The organism is Rhizobium sp. BK538, from assembly GCF_014197575.1.
GTDB lineage: Bacteria > Pseudomonadota > Alphaproteobacteria > Rhizobiales > Rhizobiaceae > Rhizobium.
In genome coordinates, this window is sequence record NZ_JACIFT010000002.1 from 207,488 (window position 1) to 225,064 (window position 17,577).

Annotated in this window: 18 protein-coding genes; 9 read left to right on the top strand and 9 right to left on the bottom strand. The window is 60.7% G+C overall.

Annotation, left to right across the window (positions count from 1 at the left end):
• Window positions 1–34: 34 nt before the first annotated feature.
• The 4 genes from rplT to pheT all read left to right on the top strand — a co-directional run bounded on the left by rplT (window position 35) and on the right by pheT (window position 4,741).
• A complete protein-coding gene (rplT, locus tag FHX09_RS03335) occupies window positions 35–439 on the top strand; it encodes a 50S ribosomal protein L20 (RefSeq protein ID WP_007798644.1) in 405 nt (134 codons plus the stop codon).
• 272 nt (window positions 440–711) lie between these two features.
• Entirely contained in the window at window positions 712–1,794 is a 1,083-nt protein-coding gene (gene pheS / locus FHX09_RS03340; RefSeq protein ID WP_132594098.1) for a phenylalanine--tRNA ligase subunit alpha, read from the top strand.
• Between the two features lie 4 nt (window positions 1,795–1,798).
• Complete coding sequence (locus FHX09_RS03345) at window positions 1,799–2,173, top strand: DUF4160 domain-containing protein (protein ID WP_132594100.1); 375 nt, start codon at window positions 1,799–1,801, stop codon at window positions 2,171–2,173.
• A gap of 144 nt (window positions 2,174–2,317) precedes the next feature.
• A complete protein-coding gene (pheT, locus tag FHX09_RS03350; RefSeq protein ID WP_132594102.1) occupies window positions 2,318–4,741 on the top strand; it encodes a phenylalanine--tRNA ligase subunit beta in 2,424 nt (807 codons plus the stop codon).
• A gap of 51 nt (window positions 4,742–4,792) precedes the next feature.
• Here pheT and FHX09_RS03355 read toward each other — a convergent pair whose 3' ends face one another.
• A complete protein-coding gene (locus FHX09_RS03355; RefSeq protein ID WP_007790898.1) occupies window positions 4,793–5,152 on the bottom strand; it encodes a nuclear transport factor 2 family protein in 360 nt (119 codons plus the stop codon).
• Between the two features lie 94 nt (window positions 5,153–5,246).
• On the bottom strand, window positions 5,247–6,242 hold the full coding sequence (locus FHX09_RS03360) for an aldo/keto reductase (protein ID WP_132594104.1): 996 nt from the start codon (window positions 6,240–6,242) through the stop codon (window positions 5,247–5,249).
• A 128-nt stretch (window positions 6,243–6,370) separates the two neighbouring features.
• Between FHX09_RS03360 and FHX09_RS03365 the strand changes: the two genes are divergently transcribed.
• The gene (locus FHX09_RS03365; RefSeq protein WP_037082257.1) at window positions 6,371–7,267 is read left to right on the top strand and encodes a LysR family transcriptional regulator; all 897 of its coding nucleotides are present in this window, start codon (window positions 6,371–6,373) and stop codon (window positions 7,265–7,267) included.
• Window positions 7,268–7,328: 61 nt separating this feature from the next.
• A complete protein-coding gene (locus FHX09_RS03370) occupies window positions 7,329–7,946 on the top strand; it encodes a hypothetical protein (protein WP_132594106.1) in 618 nt (205 codons plus the stop codon).
• Here the strand turns inward: FHX09_RS03370 and FHX09_RS03375 are convergent.
• Window positions 7,936–8,379: a GNAT family N-acetyltransferase gene (locus FHX09_RS03375; RefSeq protein WP_007790890.1), complete on the bottom strand. Its 444-nt coding sequence runs from the start codon at window positions 8,377–8,379 to the stop codon at window positions 7,936–7,938. The two genes, FHX09_RS03370 and FHX09_RS03375, sit on opposite strands and share 11 nt — an antisense overlap.
• 12 nt (window positions 8,380–8,391) lie before the next feature.
• Window positions 8,392–9,339 carry an aldo/keto reductase gene (locus FHX09_RS03380; RefSeq protein WP_132594108.1) on the bottom strand — a complete coding sequence of 316 codons (948 nt, stop codon included), beginning with the start codon at window positions 9,337–9,339 and terminating at the stop codon, window positions 8,392–8,394.
• Window positions 9,340–9,517: 178 nt separating this feature from the next.
• Here FHX09_RS03380 and FHX09_RS03385 point away from each other — a divergent pair, with 178 nt between their 5' ends.
• On the top strand, window positions 9,518–10,504 hold the full coding sequence (locus FHX09_RS03385; protein WP_132594110.1) for a Gfo/Idh/MocA family oxidoreductase: 987 nt from the start codon (window positions 9,518–9,520) through the stop codon (window positions 10,502–10,504).
• Between the two features lie 3 nt (window positions 10,505–10,507).
• Here the strand turns inward: FHX09_RS03385 and FHX09_RS03390 are convergent, their stop codons facing one another.
• From FHX09_RS03390 to FHX09_RS03405, 4 genes are read right to left on the bottom strand one after another with little or no spacing between them, the layout of a single operon-like run.
• The gene (locus FHX09_RS03390; protein ID WP_132594112.1) at window positions 10,508–10,894 is read right to left on the bottom strand and encodes a GtrA family protein; all 387 of its coding nucleotides are present in this window, start codon (window positions 10,892–10,894) and stop codon (window positions 10,508–10,510) included.
• Complete coding sequence (locus FHX09_RS03395) at window positions 10,887–11,249, bottom strand: transporter (protein ID WP_132594114.1); 363 nt, start codon at window positions 11,247–11,249, stop codon at window positions 10,887–10,889. The genes FHX09_RS03390 and FHX09_RS03395 overlap by 8 nt, the downstream gene beginning before the upstream one ends.
• 11 nt (window positions 11,250–11,260) lie before the next feature.
• Complete coding sequence (locus tag FHX09_RS03400) at window positions 11,261–11,965, bottom strand: class I SAM-dependent methyltransferase (RefSeq protein ID WP_007790875.1); 705 nt, start codon at window positions 11,963–11,965, stop codon at window positions 11,261–11,263.
• A gap of 28 nt (window positions 11,966–11,993) precedes the next feature.
• Window positions 11,994–12,992, bottom strand: coding sequence for a glycosyltransferase (locus tag FHX09_RS03405; RefSeq protein WP_081499035.1), 999 nt, complete (start codon window positions 12,990–12,992; stop codon window positions 11,994–11,996).
• 154 nt (window positions 12,993–13,146) lie between these two features.
• Between FHX09_RS03405 and FHX09_RS03410 the strand changes: the two genes are divergently transcribed.
• Complete coding sequence (locus FHX09_RS03410; protein WP_132594116.1) at window positions 13,147–14,988, top strand: hypothetical protein; 1,842 nt, start codon at window positions 13,147–13,149, stop codon at window positions 14,986–14,988.
• Between the two features lie 2 nt (window positions 14,989–14,990).
• On the opposite strand, the gene FHX09_RS03415 is transcribed toward FHX09_RS03410, so the two are convergent.
• Window positions 14,991–15,227, bottom strand: a complete 237-nt coding sequence (locus tag FHX09_RS03415) for a hypothetical protein (RefSeq protein WP_007790867.1) — start codon at window positions 15,225–15,227, stop codon at window positions 14,991–14,993.
• Between the two features lie 605 nt (window positions 15,228–15,832).
• Between FHX09_RS03415 and xseA the strand changes: the two genes are divergently transcribed.
• Window positions 15,833–17,422, top strand: coding sequence for an exodeoxyribonuclease VII large subunit (gene xseA / locus FHX09_RS03420; RefSeq protein WP_132594118.1), 1,590 nt, complete (start codon window positions 15,833–15,835; stop codon window positions 17,420–17,422).
• Window positions 17,423–17,577: the final 155 nt, after the last annotated feature.

Below are 17,577 nucleotides of genomic sequence, written 5' to 3' on the forward strand. Positions count from 1 at the left end.
TTCCGCGAACGCTTTAGATTAAGGAGATCATGAAATGGCACGTGTAAAAAGAGGCGTTACCGCCCACGCCAAGCACAAGAAGGTTCTGAAGGCCGCCAAGGGCTTCTACGGCCGTCGCAAGAACACCATCCGCGCCGCGAAGGCTGCTGTCGATCGTTCGAAGCAGTACGCTTACCGCGACCGCAAGATCAACAAGCGCAACTTCCGCGCCCTCTGGATCCAGCGTATCAACGCTGCCGTCCGCGAATTCGGCCTGACCTACGGCCGCTTCATCGATGGCCTGAACAAGGCTGGCATCGAAGTTGACCGTAAGGTTCTCTCCGACATGGCAATCCATGAGCCGGAAGCATTCGGTGCACTCGTTGCTGCCTCCAAGAAGGCTCTCGAGTACCTGAAGGACGCCGGTACGAAGAACGAGTTTGAAGCAGCCGTCAACTAAGCCGGCGCTATTCGAACTTTTGCTTCGATGATTTTGAACCCGCGCTGGCCAGGCTTGCGCGGGTTCTTTGCATTTGGCGCGATGCGATCGAGCGGCACAGCCCGTGATTGGCTGGCTCCTCTCTCGACGTCGCGGGCTTTTTGTGGTGTGCCCGGTTGATTGGCAGCGTGCACATGGGTAGTGATCTGCGACGCTTCATCGTGGCGACCAGCTATCCGATGCATGTTCTCGTGAATTATCGACAAGACTGACGCCCTGTGAGGCAGGAAAAGATGACCGAACTCGAAACCCTGGAAAAGCAACTTCTGTCTGATGTGGCAGCCGCTGTCGACGAGCCGGCAATCGAAGCCGTGCGTGTCGGCGCACTCGGCAAGAAGGGTTCGGTATCCGAGCTCCTGAAGACGCTGGGCGCGATGACGCCGGAAGAGCGCCAGACGCGTGGCGCCGCCATCAACGCGCTGAAGAACGCCGTCACGGACGCGATCACGGAACGCAAGGCGGAGCTCAAGAAGGCCGCGATCGATGCGCGCCTGAAGGCAGAGACGGTCGACGTCAGCCTGCCGGTCCGCTCTTCTCCGGTCGAGCGTGGCCGCATCCATCCGATCAGCCAGATCATCGACGAGATCACCGCGATCTTCGGTGACATGGGCTTCTCGATCGCCGAGGGCCCCGATGTCGAGACCGACTACTACAATTTCACGGCGCTGAATTTCCCGGAAGGTCACCCGGCCCGCGAGATGCACGACACCTTCTTCTTCAATCCGGACGAGAACGGCGAGCGCAAGGTGCTGCGCACCCACACCTCGCCGGTGCAGGTGCGCACCATGGAAGCGCAGAAGCCGCCGATCCGCATTATCATCCCGGGCAAGACCTACCGCCAGGATTCGGATGCCACGCACTCGCCGATGTTCCATCAGGTCGAAGGCTTGGTCGTCGACAAGAAGGCGAACGTCGCCAACATCCGCTGGGTGCTCGAAGAGTTCTGCAAGTCCTTCTTCGAGGTTGATAGCGTGACGATGCGCTTCCGCCCGTCCTTCTTCCCCTTCACTGAACCGTCCTTCGAGGTCGACATCCAGTGCGACCGCTCAGGCCCGATCGTCAAGTTCGGCGAAGGCACCGACTGGATGGAAATCCTCGGCTGCGGCATGGTGCATCCGAACGTGCTGCGCGCCGGTGGCCTCGATCCGGATGAGTATCAGGGCTTTGCCTGGGGCATGGGGCTCGACCGCGTCGCCATGCTGAAATACGGCATGCCCGACCTGCGCGACTTCTTCAACGCCGATGTCCGCTGGATGACCCATTACGGCTTCCGCCCGCTCGACATGCCGACGCTGTTCGGCGGATTGAGCGCGTAAGCCAATGCCGACCTTGCTGATCTGGCATGGGTACAAGTTCAGGTTCTACGCTTTGGATGTCGGCAAACCACCGCATGTCCATATCGTCAAGGACGGAAAGTCCCTGAAGGTCTGGCTGAAGAGTTTGGAAGTCGCGCAGAACAAAGGGTATAGTGATCAGCTGCTCAAGGTGGCCTGCGAGCATCGTGACGAATGGATAGGCGCTTGGGATGACACTTCTTTGGCCTTTGAAACCGACGAAATGCAACCAGTTCGGGCTTGGTGCGCCGGTGGTGAGGTCTACGCCGCGCTTGCGGACGGGCGTGTCATCGCAACGCCTCTTTGTGGTATCCCTTCCTGTCGGAACTCGACGATGGCGAACTTAACGACATCGAGTTGATGTACGAAGGGATTTGGTGGACCGCCATCGACGAGGGTATTTCGGTTAAATGCATGTTCTTGGGCATAAAGGCCCCTGGCGCCAAGGCCCCGGAAAGGGCTGCCTGACCGACCGATTGATGATTTTTGAGACGAGAACAAGACAATGAAATTCACGCTTTCCTGGCTCAAGGATCATCTTGAGACCGACGCCACCCTCGATGAAATCTGCACGCGGCTGACCGAGATCGGGCTCGAGGTCGAGAATGTCGACGACAAGGCGGCGTTCAAGCCCTTCGTCATCGCCAAGGTCCTCTCGGCCGAAAAGCACCCGCAGGCCGATCGCCTGAAGGTGCTGTCGGTCGACACGGGCAAGGGCGCGCCGGTCCAGGTCGTCTGCGGTGCTCCGAATGCGCGCGCCGGGCTGATCGGCGCCTTTGCGGCGCCCGGTACCTATGTTCCCGGCATTGACGTAACACTTGCCGTCGGCAACATCCGCGGCGTCGAAAGCCACGGCATGATGTGCTCCGAGAAGGAGCTGATGATCTCCGACAATCACGACGGCATCATCGACCTTCCCGAAGATGCGCTGGTCGGCCAGAGCTACGCCGCCTACGCTCATCTCGACGATCCCATGATCGAGATCAACCTGACGCCCAACCGTCCGGATTGCACGTCGATCTACGGTATCGCCCGCGATCTGGCCGCCTCCGGCCTCGGCACGCTGAAGGCGCGGGCCGCCCCGTCCTTTGCCGTCGAAGGTGAAACGACCGTCAAGGTGACGCTCGATCTCGATGACGAGAAGCTTTGCCCCGGCTTTGCGCTGCGCCTCGTGCGCGGCGTCAAGAACGGCCCGAGCCCGAAGTGGATGCAGCAGCGTCTGCTCGCGATCGGCCTTCGTCCGATCAACGCGCTGGTCGATATCACCAACTACATGACCTTCGACCAGGGTCGCCCGATGCACGTCTTCGACGCCGCCAAGGTCAAGGGCAACCTGACCGTCCGTCGCGCCAAGGACGGCGAGACGGTGCTTGCGCTCGATCAGCGCGAATACAAGCTTGGCCCGAACAATGTCGTGATCGCTGACGCTGATGGCATCGAGTCGATCGGCGGCATCATGGGCGGCGAGCATTCCGGCTGCGACGAGAACACCACCGACGTCCTCATCGAGAGCGCTCTCTGGGATCCGATGAACATCGCGAAGTCCGGTCGCGGCCTCGGTATCATCACCGATGCCCGCTACCGGTTCGAGCGTGGTGTCGATCCGGAATACATGGTGCCCGGCCTCGAGCGGACCACCGAACTGGTCCTCGAACTCTGCGGCGGCATCGCGGCCAAGGCCGACGTCGTCGGCTACAAGGGCCATGAACCGAAGATTGTCGATTTCCCCTATTCGGAGGTCAAGCGTCTGACAGGTCTCGAGGTCTCCACCACGGAAAGCACCGAGATCCTGACGCGCCTCGGCTTCAAAGTCTTCGGCTCCGGCGAGCGGGTTTCGGTCGCCGTTCCCTCCTGGCGTCCCGATGTCGACGGCAAGGCCGATCTCGTCGAGGAAGTCATGCGCATCCATGGCGTCGACAACATCAAGCCGGCGCCGCTGGAAAGCCATGCGGCCGTCAACGGCAAGATCCTGACGACGCTGCAGATCCGCACCCGCATCGCCAAGCGCGCACTGGCCTCGCGCGGCATGCTGGAAGCGGTCAACTGGTCCTTCATTTCGGAAGATCAGGCGAAGCTCTTCGGCGGCGGTTCGCCGGCGCTCAAGCTTGCCAATCCGATTGCATCAGACATGTCCGACATGCGCCCGTCCCTACTGCCGGGCCTGCTCAGCGCCGCCCAGCGCAATGCCGACAAGGGCTATGGCGACGTCGCCATTTTCGAAGTCTCCGGCACCTATGAGAACGACCGGCCGGAAGGCCAGCGCCGCGTCGCCGGCGGCATCCGCCGCGGGACAGCATCGCTGGCCGGCGCTGGCCGCATGTGGTCGAACAATGCCAAGGGCGGCGGCAAGCCGGTCGATATCTTCGACGCCAAGGCCGATGCGCTCGCCGTGATCGAAGCCTGCGGTCTGCCGATGGGCAATATCCAGATCGAGCAGGGCGGACCGGAATGGTATCACCCGGGCCGCTCCGGCACGATCAAGATGGGGCCGAAAATCGTTCTCGGCTATTTCGGCGAGTTCCATCCTTTAACGCTGGAAGCACTGGATGTGTCCGGCGCGCTGTGCGGCTTCGAAGTCTATATCGATGCGATGGCCGAGCCGAAGAAGAAGGCGACCCGCACCAAGCCGGCACTGGAGCTTTCACCGTTCCAGGCCGTCAAGCGCGACTTCGCCTTTGTCGTCGACAAGTCGGTGGAAGCGGGCGCGATCATCAAGGCCGCATCGGGCGTCGACCGCAAACTCGTAACCGGTGTCAACGTCTTCGACATCTTTGAAGGTGCGTCGCTCGGCGAAGGCAAGAAGTCGGTGGCAATCGAGGTGCAGATCCAGCCGGTCGAGCGCACCCTGACCGACGAGGATTTCGAGGCACTGACTGAGAAGATCGTCGCCAGCGTGACGAAGTTCACCGGCGGCGTCCTCAGGGCCTGAGGATATCGCGTTTTTTGAGATCAAAGGCCGGCGATAGTCTCGCCGGCCTTATTATGTGTGGAGATAATAGAGCTTGTTGACGATCATCCAGCGGCCCTCGATCTTCAGCATCGACAGATAGTCGGTGAAGCGCATGCCAGCAAAATCGTCGCTGACCTTCACGCACGCCGCATCGCCGACGACGTCAAGCATCTGGATGTCCATATGGGGCTGTGTTGTGGGCGGCGCCGAGCCCTCGGCGACGATCGCAGCGATGAATTCTTCCCGGTTCAGCCACTCCACGGCGTTTTCGTAGTGCCCGATAATGTCGCATCGCGGATGAAAGGCCTTCCGCAATGCAGCTTCGTTCGCGAAGGTCATGCCTTCGACGTAGAGATGAACGACTGCTTCGATTGCTTGCTGGTCCGACATGTCTCACCTCGCCAGAACATGTCCATAGCATAGTGCAGGGACTGCTTGCGGCAAGGTCGCCGAAGGATGCGGTATGCATTCGAAGCTTCAACCTTTAGAGGTTGGTCATCGCCAGCGATGCATCCGAGTAGCGCTTGCCGGCGATCTGATCGAGCCGAATGGTCTCGGTCAGTTCGGTCAACTCCGCCTTGCTCAGCACGATATCGGCCGCAGCGGCATTCTGCTCCAGATGGTTGGTCTTGCGCGCGCCAGGGATCGGCACAATGTCGTCGCCCTGGTGCAGGACCCAGGCGAGGGCCAGCTGCGCGGTGGTCACGCCCTGTTCCTTCGCGAGCGCTTCGAGCTTGGCCACGAGTGCCGCGTTCGCGTCGAAATTGCCGGACTGGAAGCGCGGCAGCTGGCGCCGGTAATCATCTGCGTCGAGGTCTTCCAGCGTCTGGATCGCCCCAGTCAGAAAGCCGCGTCCGAGCGGGCTGAAGGGTACAAAGCCGATGCCCAATTCGCGGCAGGTATCGAGAACGCCATCTTCGGGATCGCGGGACCAAAGCGAATATTCGCTCTGCAGCGCCGCAATCGGATGGACGGCATGGGCGCGGCGGATCGTGGCGCTGCCGGCCTCGGAGAGCCCGAGTGCGCGGACCTTGCCTTCCCGCACCAGCTCGGCCATGGCGCCGACGGTCTCCTCTATCGGCACATCAGGATCGACACGATGCTGGTAGAAGAGGTCGATCGTCTCGACGCCAAGGCGCGTCAGCGAGGCTTCGGCGACCCGCTTCACATTTTCCGGGCGGCTGTCGACACCCGTCACTGCGGCCGGCCCTGACTTTTCCGGATCGAGCTTGAAGCCGAACTTGGTGGCAATCACGACGCGCTCGCGCACTGGCTTCAGCGCCCGGCCGAGAAGCTGTTCATTGGTGTAGGGGCCGTACATTTCGGCGGTGTCGAAGAAGGTGACGCCGAGTTCGACGGCGCGGTGCAGCGTCTTGATTGCTTCCTTTTCATCGCCGGCGCCATAAGCGGAGCTCATGCCCATGCAGCCGAGGCCGACGGCAGAGACGGTCAGATCGTTTCCGAGTTTGCGGGTTTTCATGCGGAGGCTCCTTTGTCGAGCGAAGTTCAAACCGCCGTCGATACCGGCGGTACCGACGTAACGTAGCGCCCGATCAATCATCAAAAAATACGTGCAATACATAACAGGCTGTTCTAATGATTCGATCAATGAACCGGACACAGCTTGCCCAACTCGCCGTTCTTGCCGCCGTTTCCGAACGGCGGAGTTTTCGCGCGGCTGCCAAGGAGTTGGAGATTGCGCCCTCTGCCGTCAGTCATGCGATCTCCAGCCTGGAGGAGAGCCTTGGCGTTCGACTTCTGGCGCGGACAACGCGTAGCGTGGCGCCGACCGAGGAGGGCCGCCTTTTGTTGCAGCGCCTGAAGCCGGCGCTGGACGAGATCGGGATCGCGCTGGCAGCCGTCACCGAGGCCGGCGGAAGACCGGCCGGCAATCTACGCATCACCGCCCCACGCTTTGCCTCGGATATCCTGCTTGCGCCGCGGCTCGGCGAGTTCCTGAACCGCTATCCCGACATCACCCTCGAAATTGCCAATGAGGATGGCTTCACCGATATTGTCAGGGAAGGTTTCGACGCCGGCATCCGGTTGGAGGAGAGCCTTGAGGCGGATATGATCGCAGTGCGGGCCTCGCCCAGCCTGACGACGGTGATTGCGGGTTCTCCCGAATACTTCGGGCGGCACCCCAAACCTCTGCATCCTTCCGATCTCGTCCACCATCGCTGCATCAAGCGGCGCTTCACCAACGGTACGATCTACCGCTGGGAGTTCGAGAAGGACGGGCAGGAACTCGTCGTCGCGGTTGATGGGCCATTGATCGTCGCCGAAGACAGGCTGGCGCTGATGGCGGCGCTGAACGGCGCCGGGCTTGCCTATCTCTTCGATCTGCGCGTCGAGGATGAACTGGCAAGCGGAAAGCTCGTGCGCGTGCTCGAGGACTGGTGCTCACCCTATCCCGGGCCGTTCATCTACTATCCCAGCCGCCGCCAGATGCGGCCGGCCCTGCGCGCCTTCATCGACTTCTTCAGATATAGCCCACAGGCATAAGATAACGGGTGGTCCGCAGCGCGTCGACAGGGGAGGGTCGCATGGAAGCAGGAGGCGGTGTATGAAAAAGCCAGGTTCTATGAAGGGCTTGGAGGAACTCGGACGCGCGCGTCTTTCGAAGAATTTCTTCCTCCGCGATTTCCTGCATTCCGAAATTGCCGATTTCTACCGCATCCCGAACATCCCTGAAAATCCCGATCTGGCGATTGAAGCGGGGAAGCGGCTCTGCGAGGAACTGCTGGAACCGCTGCAGGCGACCTTCGGCCGGCTGCACATTCGCTCCGGCTATCGCTCGCCTGAGGTCAACCAGTTCGGCAACCGCAACAAGCTCAACTGCTCGTCAAACGCCGCGACGGCAGCCGATCACATCTGGGACCTTCGCGATTTTGACGGCTGCATGGGGGCAACCGCCTGCGTCGTCGTCCCGTGGATGATCGACAACTACAGCAAGGAGGAGGACTGGCAGAGGCTTGCCTGGTGGATCCACGATTGTCTGCCCTATGCCTCGCTCTGCTTCTTCCCCAAGCTCTGGGCTTTCAACATCCAGTGGCATGAGCGGCCGCGGCGCGTGATCCAGAGCTATGTGAGGCCACGCGGCATCCTGACGAAGCCAGGCATGGAAAACTGGGGGGGCAGCCACGCCGGCTTCTACGAGGGCTTCCCGCCGCTCAGAAATTGATGCGGTAGCGAATGTGCCCGTCGCTCTCGACGTAGCTGTCGTAGAGCGCCCGCGCCGTCTTGTTCTGCTCGCTGGTGTGCCAGTAGAGCCGCGACCAGCCGTTCTTCCTGCAGAGCGAAACGAGGTCGTCCATCAAGGCCCGGCCAACACCCTTTCCGCGTGCGGCCGGATCGACGAAGAGGTCTTCGAGATAGCAGTCCTTGCCACGGATCCAGGTGCCTTCATGCGTCAGGCTGAGCGTGAAGCCTATGACCTTGCCGTCCACCTCGGCGACACGCATGAAGATCGCCGACGCGGGATCGGAGTCCCGGCGCCACGTTGCATCGGTGATATCAGGGTCGACCGTGACTTCGTAGAAGGCGAGATAGTCGGCCCAAAGCTCGCGCCAGCGCGCTTCGTCCTCGGGTCTCGCATCGCGGATCGTCACGGTCATCGTTCCCTCCCGTCAGGCGCCGGCCTTGTCGAGCAGCGCCATCGCGTCGTCGGAGAGCGAAAGCGTCGCTGACTTGGTCAGGCTCTCAAGCTGCGACAGGCTGGTGGCACTGGCGATCGGCGCCGTCACGCCCTTCTTTCTGAGCAGCCAGGCCAGCGCGATCTCTGCCGGCTTGGCGCCCGTTTCCGCAGCCACCTTGTCGAGGGCGGCGAGGATGCGCAACCCCTTGTCGTCGAGATATTGCGCAACCCGGCCTTCGCGGGCGCGGCCTTCCGTGTCGGCCTTCGTGCGATATTTTCCGGAAAGAAAGCCGGCGGCAAGGCTGAAATAGGTGATGACGCCGATGTCTTGCCTGACACAGAGATCGGCCAGCGGCCCCTCGAAGCTCCGGCGTTCATAGAGATTGTATTCCGGCTGGATGACGTCATAGCGCGGCACGCCGGCCCTCTCGGCCGCATCGAAGGAGGCCTGGAGTTGCGCAGCGTCCAGGTTAGAGCAGCCGATCGCGCGGATCTTGCCCTGCTGCTTCAGTTTCGTGAACGCGCCGAGCGTTTCCTCGTAGGGCGTGTTCTCATCCGGCCAGTGCGAGAGGTATAGGTCGATATAGTTGGTCTGCAGGCGGCGCAATGAATCCTCGACCGCCTTCAGGATGTAGTTCTCCTTCAGCGTCTTGCCCTGGCCCATGTCGGAGCCGACCTTGGTGATGATGACCGCCTTGTCGCGCGACACCTTGCCGCGCTTCAGCCACTTGCCGATGATCTCCTCGGAATCGCCGCCCTTGTTGCCCGGCACCCAGGCCGAATAGACGTCGGCCGTGTCGATCGTGTTGAACCCCGCATCGAAGAACGCGTCGAGAATGTCGAAGGAAGTCTTCTCGTCGGCGGTCCAGCCGAAGACGTTGCCGCCGAAGACGATCGGGGCGATCGAAAGCCCAGTTTTTCCAAGACGGCGCATATCCATGGCGCTCTCCTAAAGTGCTGAATTGATTGAAATCGCTGACGCAGCAGAACGCCGCCGGGGATTAACCTAGCGCGGCTACGGCCAGATGGAAACCAACTCCGCGAATTGTGATCGCGCCATTGCGCCGCGGTCGTCGCCTCACTAAGGTGCCCGAAAATCAAACAGGAGGACCCAGGCTATGCTGCGTTTTGGTATTCTCTCGACCGCGAAGATCGGCCGCGAACTCGTCGTCCCGGCCATCCAGGATGCGGAAAACTGCGTCGTGACGGCGATTGCCAGCCGCGATCTGGCGAGAGCGCGCGAGATGGCGGATCGCTTTTCCGTTCTCCACGCCTTCGGCTCCTACGAGGAAATGCTGGCTTCCGACAAGATCGACGCCGTCTATATCCCGCTGCCGACCTCGCAGCACGTCGAGTGGACGATCAAGGCCGCCGATGCCGGCAAGCATGTGCTCTGTGAAAAGCCGATCGCGCTCAAGGCCGATGAGATCGACAGCCTGATCGCCGCCCGCGATCGCAACAAGGTGCTCATCACGGAAGCCTACATGGTCACCTATACGCCGGTCTGGCGGAAGGTGCGCTCTTTGATCGCCGATGGTGCAATCGGCACGCTCCAGCACGTCCAGGGTGCCTTCACCTATTTCAACCGCGACCCGGGCAATATGCGCAACATTCCCGAGCTCGGTGGCGGCGCGCTTCCCGATATTGGCGTCTACCCGACGATCAGCACGCGCTTTTCAACGGGTAAGGAGCCGCTGCGCGTCCAGGCTGTCACCCGCCGCGACCCGGAGTTCGGCACCGACATCTATTCCAGTGTCAAGGCCGACTTCGGTGACTTCGAGCTGAGCTTCTATATCGCCACCCAGCTTGCCAATCGCCAGGTCATGGTGTTTCACGGCACCGATGGCTTTATCGAGGTCAAGTCGCCGTTCAACGCCGACCGCTGGGGCGCCGAGGAGATCGAGCTCACCAACCGCAGCCACAATGAATCGACGATTTTCCGCTTCCCGGATAGCCGGCAGTACAAGCGCGAAGCCGAAGCGTTTGCGCGTGCAGCCAAGGGCGAGAAGGAAGAGGTCGTGACGCTGGAGAGCTCTAAGCTCAGCCAGAAATTCATCGACGCGATCTACCGCGCCAGTGAGAAGGATGGCTGGGAAACGGTCTGACGCTTATTCGCCGCGCAGCACAAATCGCAGGTAGCCGAAGCAGCCGAAGCCTAGCGAGGTGACCGAGGCAAATGCCATCGCCGCCAGCGGCTGCAGCGATGGCGAAATCGCGATCAGCGAGGCGAACAGACCGTAGTTCAAGAGGACGGCGATCATCAGGATGGCTGCGACACCGGCGTCGCTGACGGCCAATTTGCCGCCGGTGGTCACTTTGCTCCAAGGCAACAGAGTGCGCATTGCGATGAGTGCGGCGAGCAGGCTGAGAGCGCGTGCGATGAAGGGGCTCATTGCGGTATGCAGCAAGAGATAGAGTAGGAGATCCGCTGCCACGCCGACGATCGACAGTGCAAGGAAGCGCCAAAACAACGCATTGCGCCCGCGCTCAGCCATTGATCGCCAGCATACCCGCGATGATAAAAACTGCACCTATCGCGTAGCGCAGCGTCAGGGCTTCGCCGAGAAAAACCTGCGCCAGCAAGGGCACGAAGCAGAACGTCAATCCCATGAAGGAGTAGGCCATGGTCAATGGCACCGCCTTGAGGACATAGATCCAGATGATAGTGCCCAGACCGTAAAGCAGAAGCGCGGCAATCAGGACAGGGTTCAGAAACAGCGCGAGCAGATTGCGTACGCTAAGTTGGCCGGCTGTCGCACTCGTCATTTTGAACAGGACCTGGCCAGAGGCGATGAGCAGCGGCGTGCCGATAAGGCCGACCCAGTTGCTGATTGAAAGGTTGGAGAGCATGAGGCCGTCTTTCAATTCGCAGCTTGCCTGTCTTCCATGTAGAAGATGTCGCGGCCGATATCTTCGCAGACGAATGTCGGGGGGACCGGGTGAACGGCTCGCAGAAACGAGTGCGTATACGGGAAGAAGTTGAAATGCGGATTGAACGTGTAGCGATATTCGCGCTCCCGCGGCACGACGATGATGAGCTGTCGCTTGGCGATGCGGCGCAGTTCCGCGATGGCTTGCCGATAGTCGAGAATATGTTCGATGACGTGCGTGCAGATCACGGTGTCGAATTCGCCATCGGCGAAGGGCAATCTCTCCACCTTGGCGGCTACGTACTCGATGCGGGGAAGCGACGAGGCGTCATCAATCACGAAATCCACGCCGACGAGGCGGGCAAGGTTTGGATGGGCCGACTGGATGCGGCTCAGCAAGGCGCCGGTGCCGCAGCCGACGTCGCATACGCTTCCGCCTTCGATCGATCCGACAATCCGGGCGATGCAGGCTGCGGAGTTGTCGGTACCTTCATGGACACGCGGATGATTGCGGTAGAGCTCGGCATACTCCTCCGCGGAAAGGAACGGCGCCCGTTCGCGGAACTTCGCAAGCTGACTGATATGGTCACCCCAGACGCGCTTCGCCGCCCAGCGAAAGACGCCGGAGTCCCGCAGAAATGGCGGCAGAACGTCTTCGAGAACGAAGCGAATTCGGTTCGTGGTTTCTCTGTTCATGAAAATTGTACCGTGTCACGCTGAGCAATCATGCGATGCGAGTCGTCTTTTTGGGTGGGGCAGTCGTACGCTCGGCCGTCGTCGATCCGTTACTTCTGGCCGCGACGTTCAAATAGAAAATGCGCAGCTGCTCGGAGCGCGAGCGCGCGACGGAATCGAGAATGAGACCTGCGGTGAAGACCATGAACGAGATCATCATCAGCGCCATGGACAAGACCCAGGTCGGCATTCGATTGACCAGGCCGGTTTCGAAATATTCCATCAGGACGGGTGCCATGAAAGCCATGCTTGCCAGCATGAAGAAACCGCTGATGATGCCAAAGAAGGCGAAGGGACGTGTCTCTTTCATCAGCATCGCGAACATCCAGAGGATCTTGGCACCATCCTTGAAGGTCGAAAGCTTAGAGTGAGAGCCTTCCGGCCGGCGGCCGTAATCGAGTTCCAGCTCGCTGACGGGCAGTTTCAGGCGCGACGCATGAACGGACATTTCCGTCTCGATCTCGAAGCCTGCCGAGACGGCCGGGAAACTCTTGACGAAGCGCCGAGAGAAGACGCGGTAGCCCGAGAAGATGTCGGTAAAATCGGTCCCGAAGATGGTTCGGTACAGCATGTTGAAGATCTTGTTGCCGAAGGCATGCCCCTGTCTGCCGGCGTCGGCATGCACGCCGCGCCGCGTGCCCACCACCATGTCGGCGCGCTCGGTCAGCAGGGTGCGGATCAGTTCCTCGGAATCGTCAGGCGAGTACGTTCCGTCGCCATCCGCCATGATATAGATGTCGGCGTCGATGTCGGCGAACATGCGCCGGACAACATGGCCCTTGCCCTGCCGCCGTTCGCGCACGACGTTAGCGCCGGCAAGCATTGCGTGGAGCGCAGTGCCATCCGTTGAGTTATTGTCGTAGACGTGGATTGGCGCACCAGGCAGCGCGGCCTTGAACCCCCGGACAACGGCGCCGATGGTCGCGCCCTCGTTGTAGCAGGGTAAGAGCACGGCAATATTCAGATTGTCGATACGCGATCCACTCATGATCACACCCGTGGCGAAGAAATCCGCACAAGAATAAAGGGCGGCCGTTAACAAGTAGCTATGAAGTCCGCGAAAACCGTTTGTCAGCAGGACTTTTACGGTTTCTTGATAGGCGAGGGGTAGGATCTCGGCACTCAAACGGTGAGATCCGCTCATGACGAATGTTGCCCAGATGATCGATGATACCGCGTCGGCGTCGTTGATCGCCAAGCTGCGTGCCCTGATGTGCGGGCTACTGCCGTGCGTTCTTCTTTACAGCGCACTGCTGATTGCTGCGATCCTCGCTCTGAAGCTGCCTGGCGCAACCGACTATGTCGGCGCCGATAACGATGACGGCATGCGGCTTGTCGAAGTACGCGATTTCCTGAACGGGCAGGGCTGGTTCGACGTGATGCAATATCGCATGGGACTGGGCGCGGGCACCTTGATGCACTGGTCCCGGCTGATCGATCTTCCAATCGCTACGCTGATCAGGCTTTTCGGTTTCTTTTTCCCGCAGGAGCGCGCGGAAGCGCTTGCGCTCGCCGTCTGGCCGCTTTCCCTGACCATCCCCAGTCTGTGGGCCGTGGGACTTGCCGGGCGCCGTATCGGCGGCACGTTTGGAATGCACATTGCGTTGGGACTGACGGCATTTCTGCTGGTCCCTAGCAACCGCTTCCTGCCGGGCGCCATCGATCATCACAATGTCCAGTTCGCACTTGTCGCGATTATGACCGCGATGCTGCTCGACGAAGACCATCGACCGCTCAGTTATGCCATCGCCGGATTGGCGGCCGCGACAGCTATCGCGATCGGAGCCGAAACGACGCCCTTCGTAGCGGCGGTATGCGTGGTTGTCGCCGTTTCGTGGGCGTGGGAAGGCGAGCCGTTTGCGCGCGCCGCCAAGGCTTTCGGGCTCACATTGGCTCTGTCCATCAGCCTGTTTTTCTTCGGTACCGTTCCGCCGCGTCTCTATTCGGCGGTCACCTGCGATAACCTGTCGCTCAGCTACTACAGCCTTTCGACGATCGGCGGCGGGCTGTTGCTCATTGCCGCCACTTTCGCAAGTAGAGGAATCCGGTTGCTGCGATTTGTCGCTTTGGGCGGGATCGGCGCGGTCGTCCTCACCTCTGCGATCACGATAGCTCCACAATGCCTCCGCAATCCGCTGGCTGATCTCGATCCGCTTCTTGTCAAGCTCTGGCTGGACCGCGTGCAGGAGGCGCAATCGATGCTTGCACTCGATAGGCAGGATCCTTTTACGTTGGGCTTCTACTACTCGACCGGGGTCTTCGCACTTGCCGTCTGTGTGTTCCGCCTCGTTTACGGGGATCGTGTGCGGGTGCATCTGGTCTTGCTTTTTCTCCTCGGCGTGAGTTGGGCAATCGCCGCCTTTCAGGTACGCGGCACGATGTTTTCCAATCTGCTCGCAATCCTGCCGCTGACATTGTTGATCATCGACATGCGCCGGATATCGGCCAGCGACAGCGACGATGTCGCGGCCGCCTTCTGCTACCTTTCCACGGTTCTCATGAGCGTGGCGGCGGTTTGGGGGCTGGCAGGCGGGCTTATCGGCATGCAGGTGGGCAATGGCGAAAGCATCCTCCAGGCTGCGGCCGCAAAGCCATCCTGCTCATCGAAGTCGTCTCTGGCGCCATTGACCGAAGTGCCGATCGGCCTGGTAGTCGCGCCGTCCGACGTGGGCGTCTCGATTCTCCGCTTTACCGAGAATCGGATATTGGCAGCGCCGTACCATCGAAACCAGGGTGGCATGCTCACGGAACTGCATATCGGCTTGGCAGAGCCACGGGAAGCCGAGGCGTTCCTGAAAGGTGCAGGCGCCACGGTTCTCGCCTTTTGCGCCGATAATCCGCAGACCAGGGAGCTTGCGGAAATGAAGCCGGATGGCCTATACGCACAACTGGCGAAAGGCGTCGTTCCGGCTTATCTGAAGCCCATGCCGACGCGTGATGGCACGCCTATTCGGTTCTTTCGCTACGTGCCTGCCGGCTCGTAGGTTCAGACGAAGCGCCGGCGATCCCGCATGCGATCGAGAGCGTAGAGGCCGAGAAGGCAGATCAGAAGGCCGCTGTCGTAGCAGACAATGGCGACGGCAAGGTCAAGAATCGAGGTGGTTGAGACCCAGGCCGCGCAGGCATAGACGGCGCACACAAGGAAGCCGACCAACACCATCGAAAAGATCGAGCGCATTGGTGCGGTAACGAAACCCAGTGCTGTGGCCGTCAGGGCGATCATCAGCGTCTCCTGCTTCGCTTCAGTATAGCCGGCTTTGTCTTGTCGAACAATTAATCGAGCAGTTTGTTACCGCTTTCCCCAGTGTTTCCAATCGGCACAGTGACGATGTACGGCATAACGGACGACGTAAGTCAGCCCGAGAATGCTCTCTGCTGACGTGTCGGTGGCATGGACCCGAGAAATTCGCAGCGGCAGTATCGAACGGTCGGACACCAGGCAAAGGTAAGGGTCTGCCCGGATGCCATGGTGACGACCAGGTCTCCTCCAATGCCGACATAAAGTGCCCTCGTGATTTCGGCGAGGTTGAGATTATCATTGGGGAGGACGGCGAAGCCGGCGCTCGCAGGACCAGTTGAGCGAGGGCGCATGGGAGGCGAAGCGGTCAGACATGGAAACTGCTGTTGTGGTTTGTCCGATCATCGCTTTACAGGGATTGCCGGGGAAACCGAGAGGTAATCGATCGCCGACTTTCCTGCTCGCTCGGTCTAAGCCTTTGACATAATTAAAAAAAGAACTGCGCCAACAGTTACCGTCATTGAGCCGCACATAAAAATCATCCCCTTTTGGCGGCTGCTCTTTGCTGCCCGATCGGCTAGAACAGGACTATGAGCAACGTCTTCGAGAATGATTCGCCGAGCAATCTTACCGAGTACTCGGTCTCGGAACTTTCCGGCTCGATCAAGCGCACGGTCGAGACTGCCTTCGACCAGGTGCGCGTGCGCGGCGAAATTTCCGGATACAGAGGCCCGCACTCGTCCGGGCACGCCTATTTTGCCTTGAAGGACGATCGCGCCCGCATCGACGCTGTCGTCTGGAAGGGCACCTTCTCCAGGTTGAAATTCCGCCCCGAAGAGGGGATGGAGGTGATCGCCACCGGCAAGGTGACGACATTTCCCGGCTCATCGAAGTATCAGATTGTCATCGAAACGCTGGAGCCTGCCGGCGCTGGCGCGCTGATGGCGCTGATCGAGGAGCGCAAGCGCAGGCTTGGCGCCGAAGGCCTGTTCGACCCGTCCCGGAAGCGGCGGCTGCCGTTCATGCCAAGGGTGATCGGTGTCGTGACCTCGCCGACCGGCGCCGTCATTCGCGATATTCTCCACCGTATCTCCGATCGTTTCCCGGTTCACGTCATTGTCTGGCCGGTAAAAGTGCAGGGTGACGGCTCCGGCGAGGAAGTCGCCAACGCTATCAGAGGCTTCAACAACTTCGAGCCGCACGGGGGGATGCCGCGCCCGGATGTTCTGATCGTTGCACGTGGCGGCGGTAGCCTCGAGGATCTCTGGAGCTTCAACGACGAAATCGTTGTGCGCGCCGCCGCCGAGAGCCAGATCCCGTTGATCTCTGCGGTCGGCCACGAAACCGACTGGACGCTGATTGACTACGCTGCCGACGTGCGTGCGCCGACGCCGACCGGTGCGGCCGAGATGGCGATTCCCGTGAAGGCGGAACTGGAGGCGCAGACGGCGGCGCTTGCTGCGCGTCTGCAGGGCTGCATGAGCCGCCGCATGGATCATCATCGCCAGTCGGTGCGGGCGTTGATCCGCGCGCTGCCGTCGCTGGATCAACTGCTGGCCCTGCCGCGACGCCGGTTCGATGAGGCCGCCGCCGGTCTCGGTCGCGGCCTTGAACTGAATACGATCAACAAGCGCCGCAGCTTCGAGCGCACTGCTGCGCATTTGCGTCCCGATGTCCTGTCGAACCGTATCACCGAGCGTCGCCAATACCTGAACGAACGGATGACGCGCGCCGAGCGGACGGTCGAGCGCCTTATCGATCGCTCGAAATCGCGGGTTGGCCGCGCAGATGCGATCTTCGCGATCCTCCCGGCGCGCCTGAAAACGCAGACCGCTCGGCTGCATGATCACCTTGCCAATCTGTCACGTCACGCCGATACGGCTGTCAGGCATCAGCTGACACGGGCACGCGGCGAGCTCACGGCGCAGGATCGCGTGCTGCAATCCTTGTCTTACAAGAATGTCTTGAAGCGCGGCTATGCCGTTATTCGTGACAACGAGAACAGGCCGGTGTCGCAAGCCGCAATGCTGTCATCGGGCGCAGGCATCTCGATCGAGTTCGCCGACGGCCGCGTCGGCGCGGTAACCACCGACGGAGGCCCGCCGTCCGCCACGCAGAAGAAGCGCGCCGCAAAGCCGCAGGATGAACAGGCGCCGCCGAAGCAAGGAAGCCTATTCTAGGTAACGTCGTCGGCTCAATTGCAGCGCCGACATCATTGAAATGCAACATATACGTGTCTTTCTTCTCGTAAACGGGAGGGCGTGACATGAGACTTGCATCGTTCAATGTCGAAAACCTGTTTGATCGTGCGAAGGCGATGAACCTGGAGACCCGG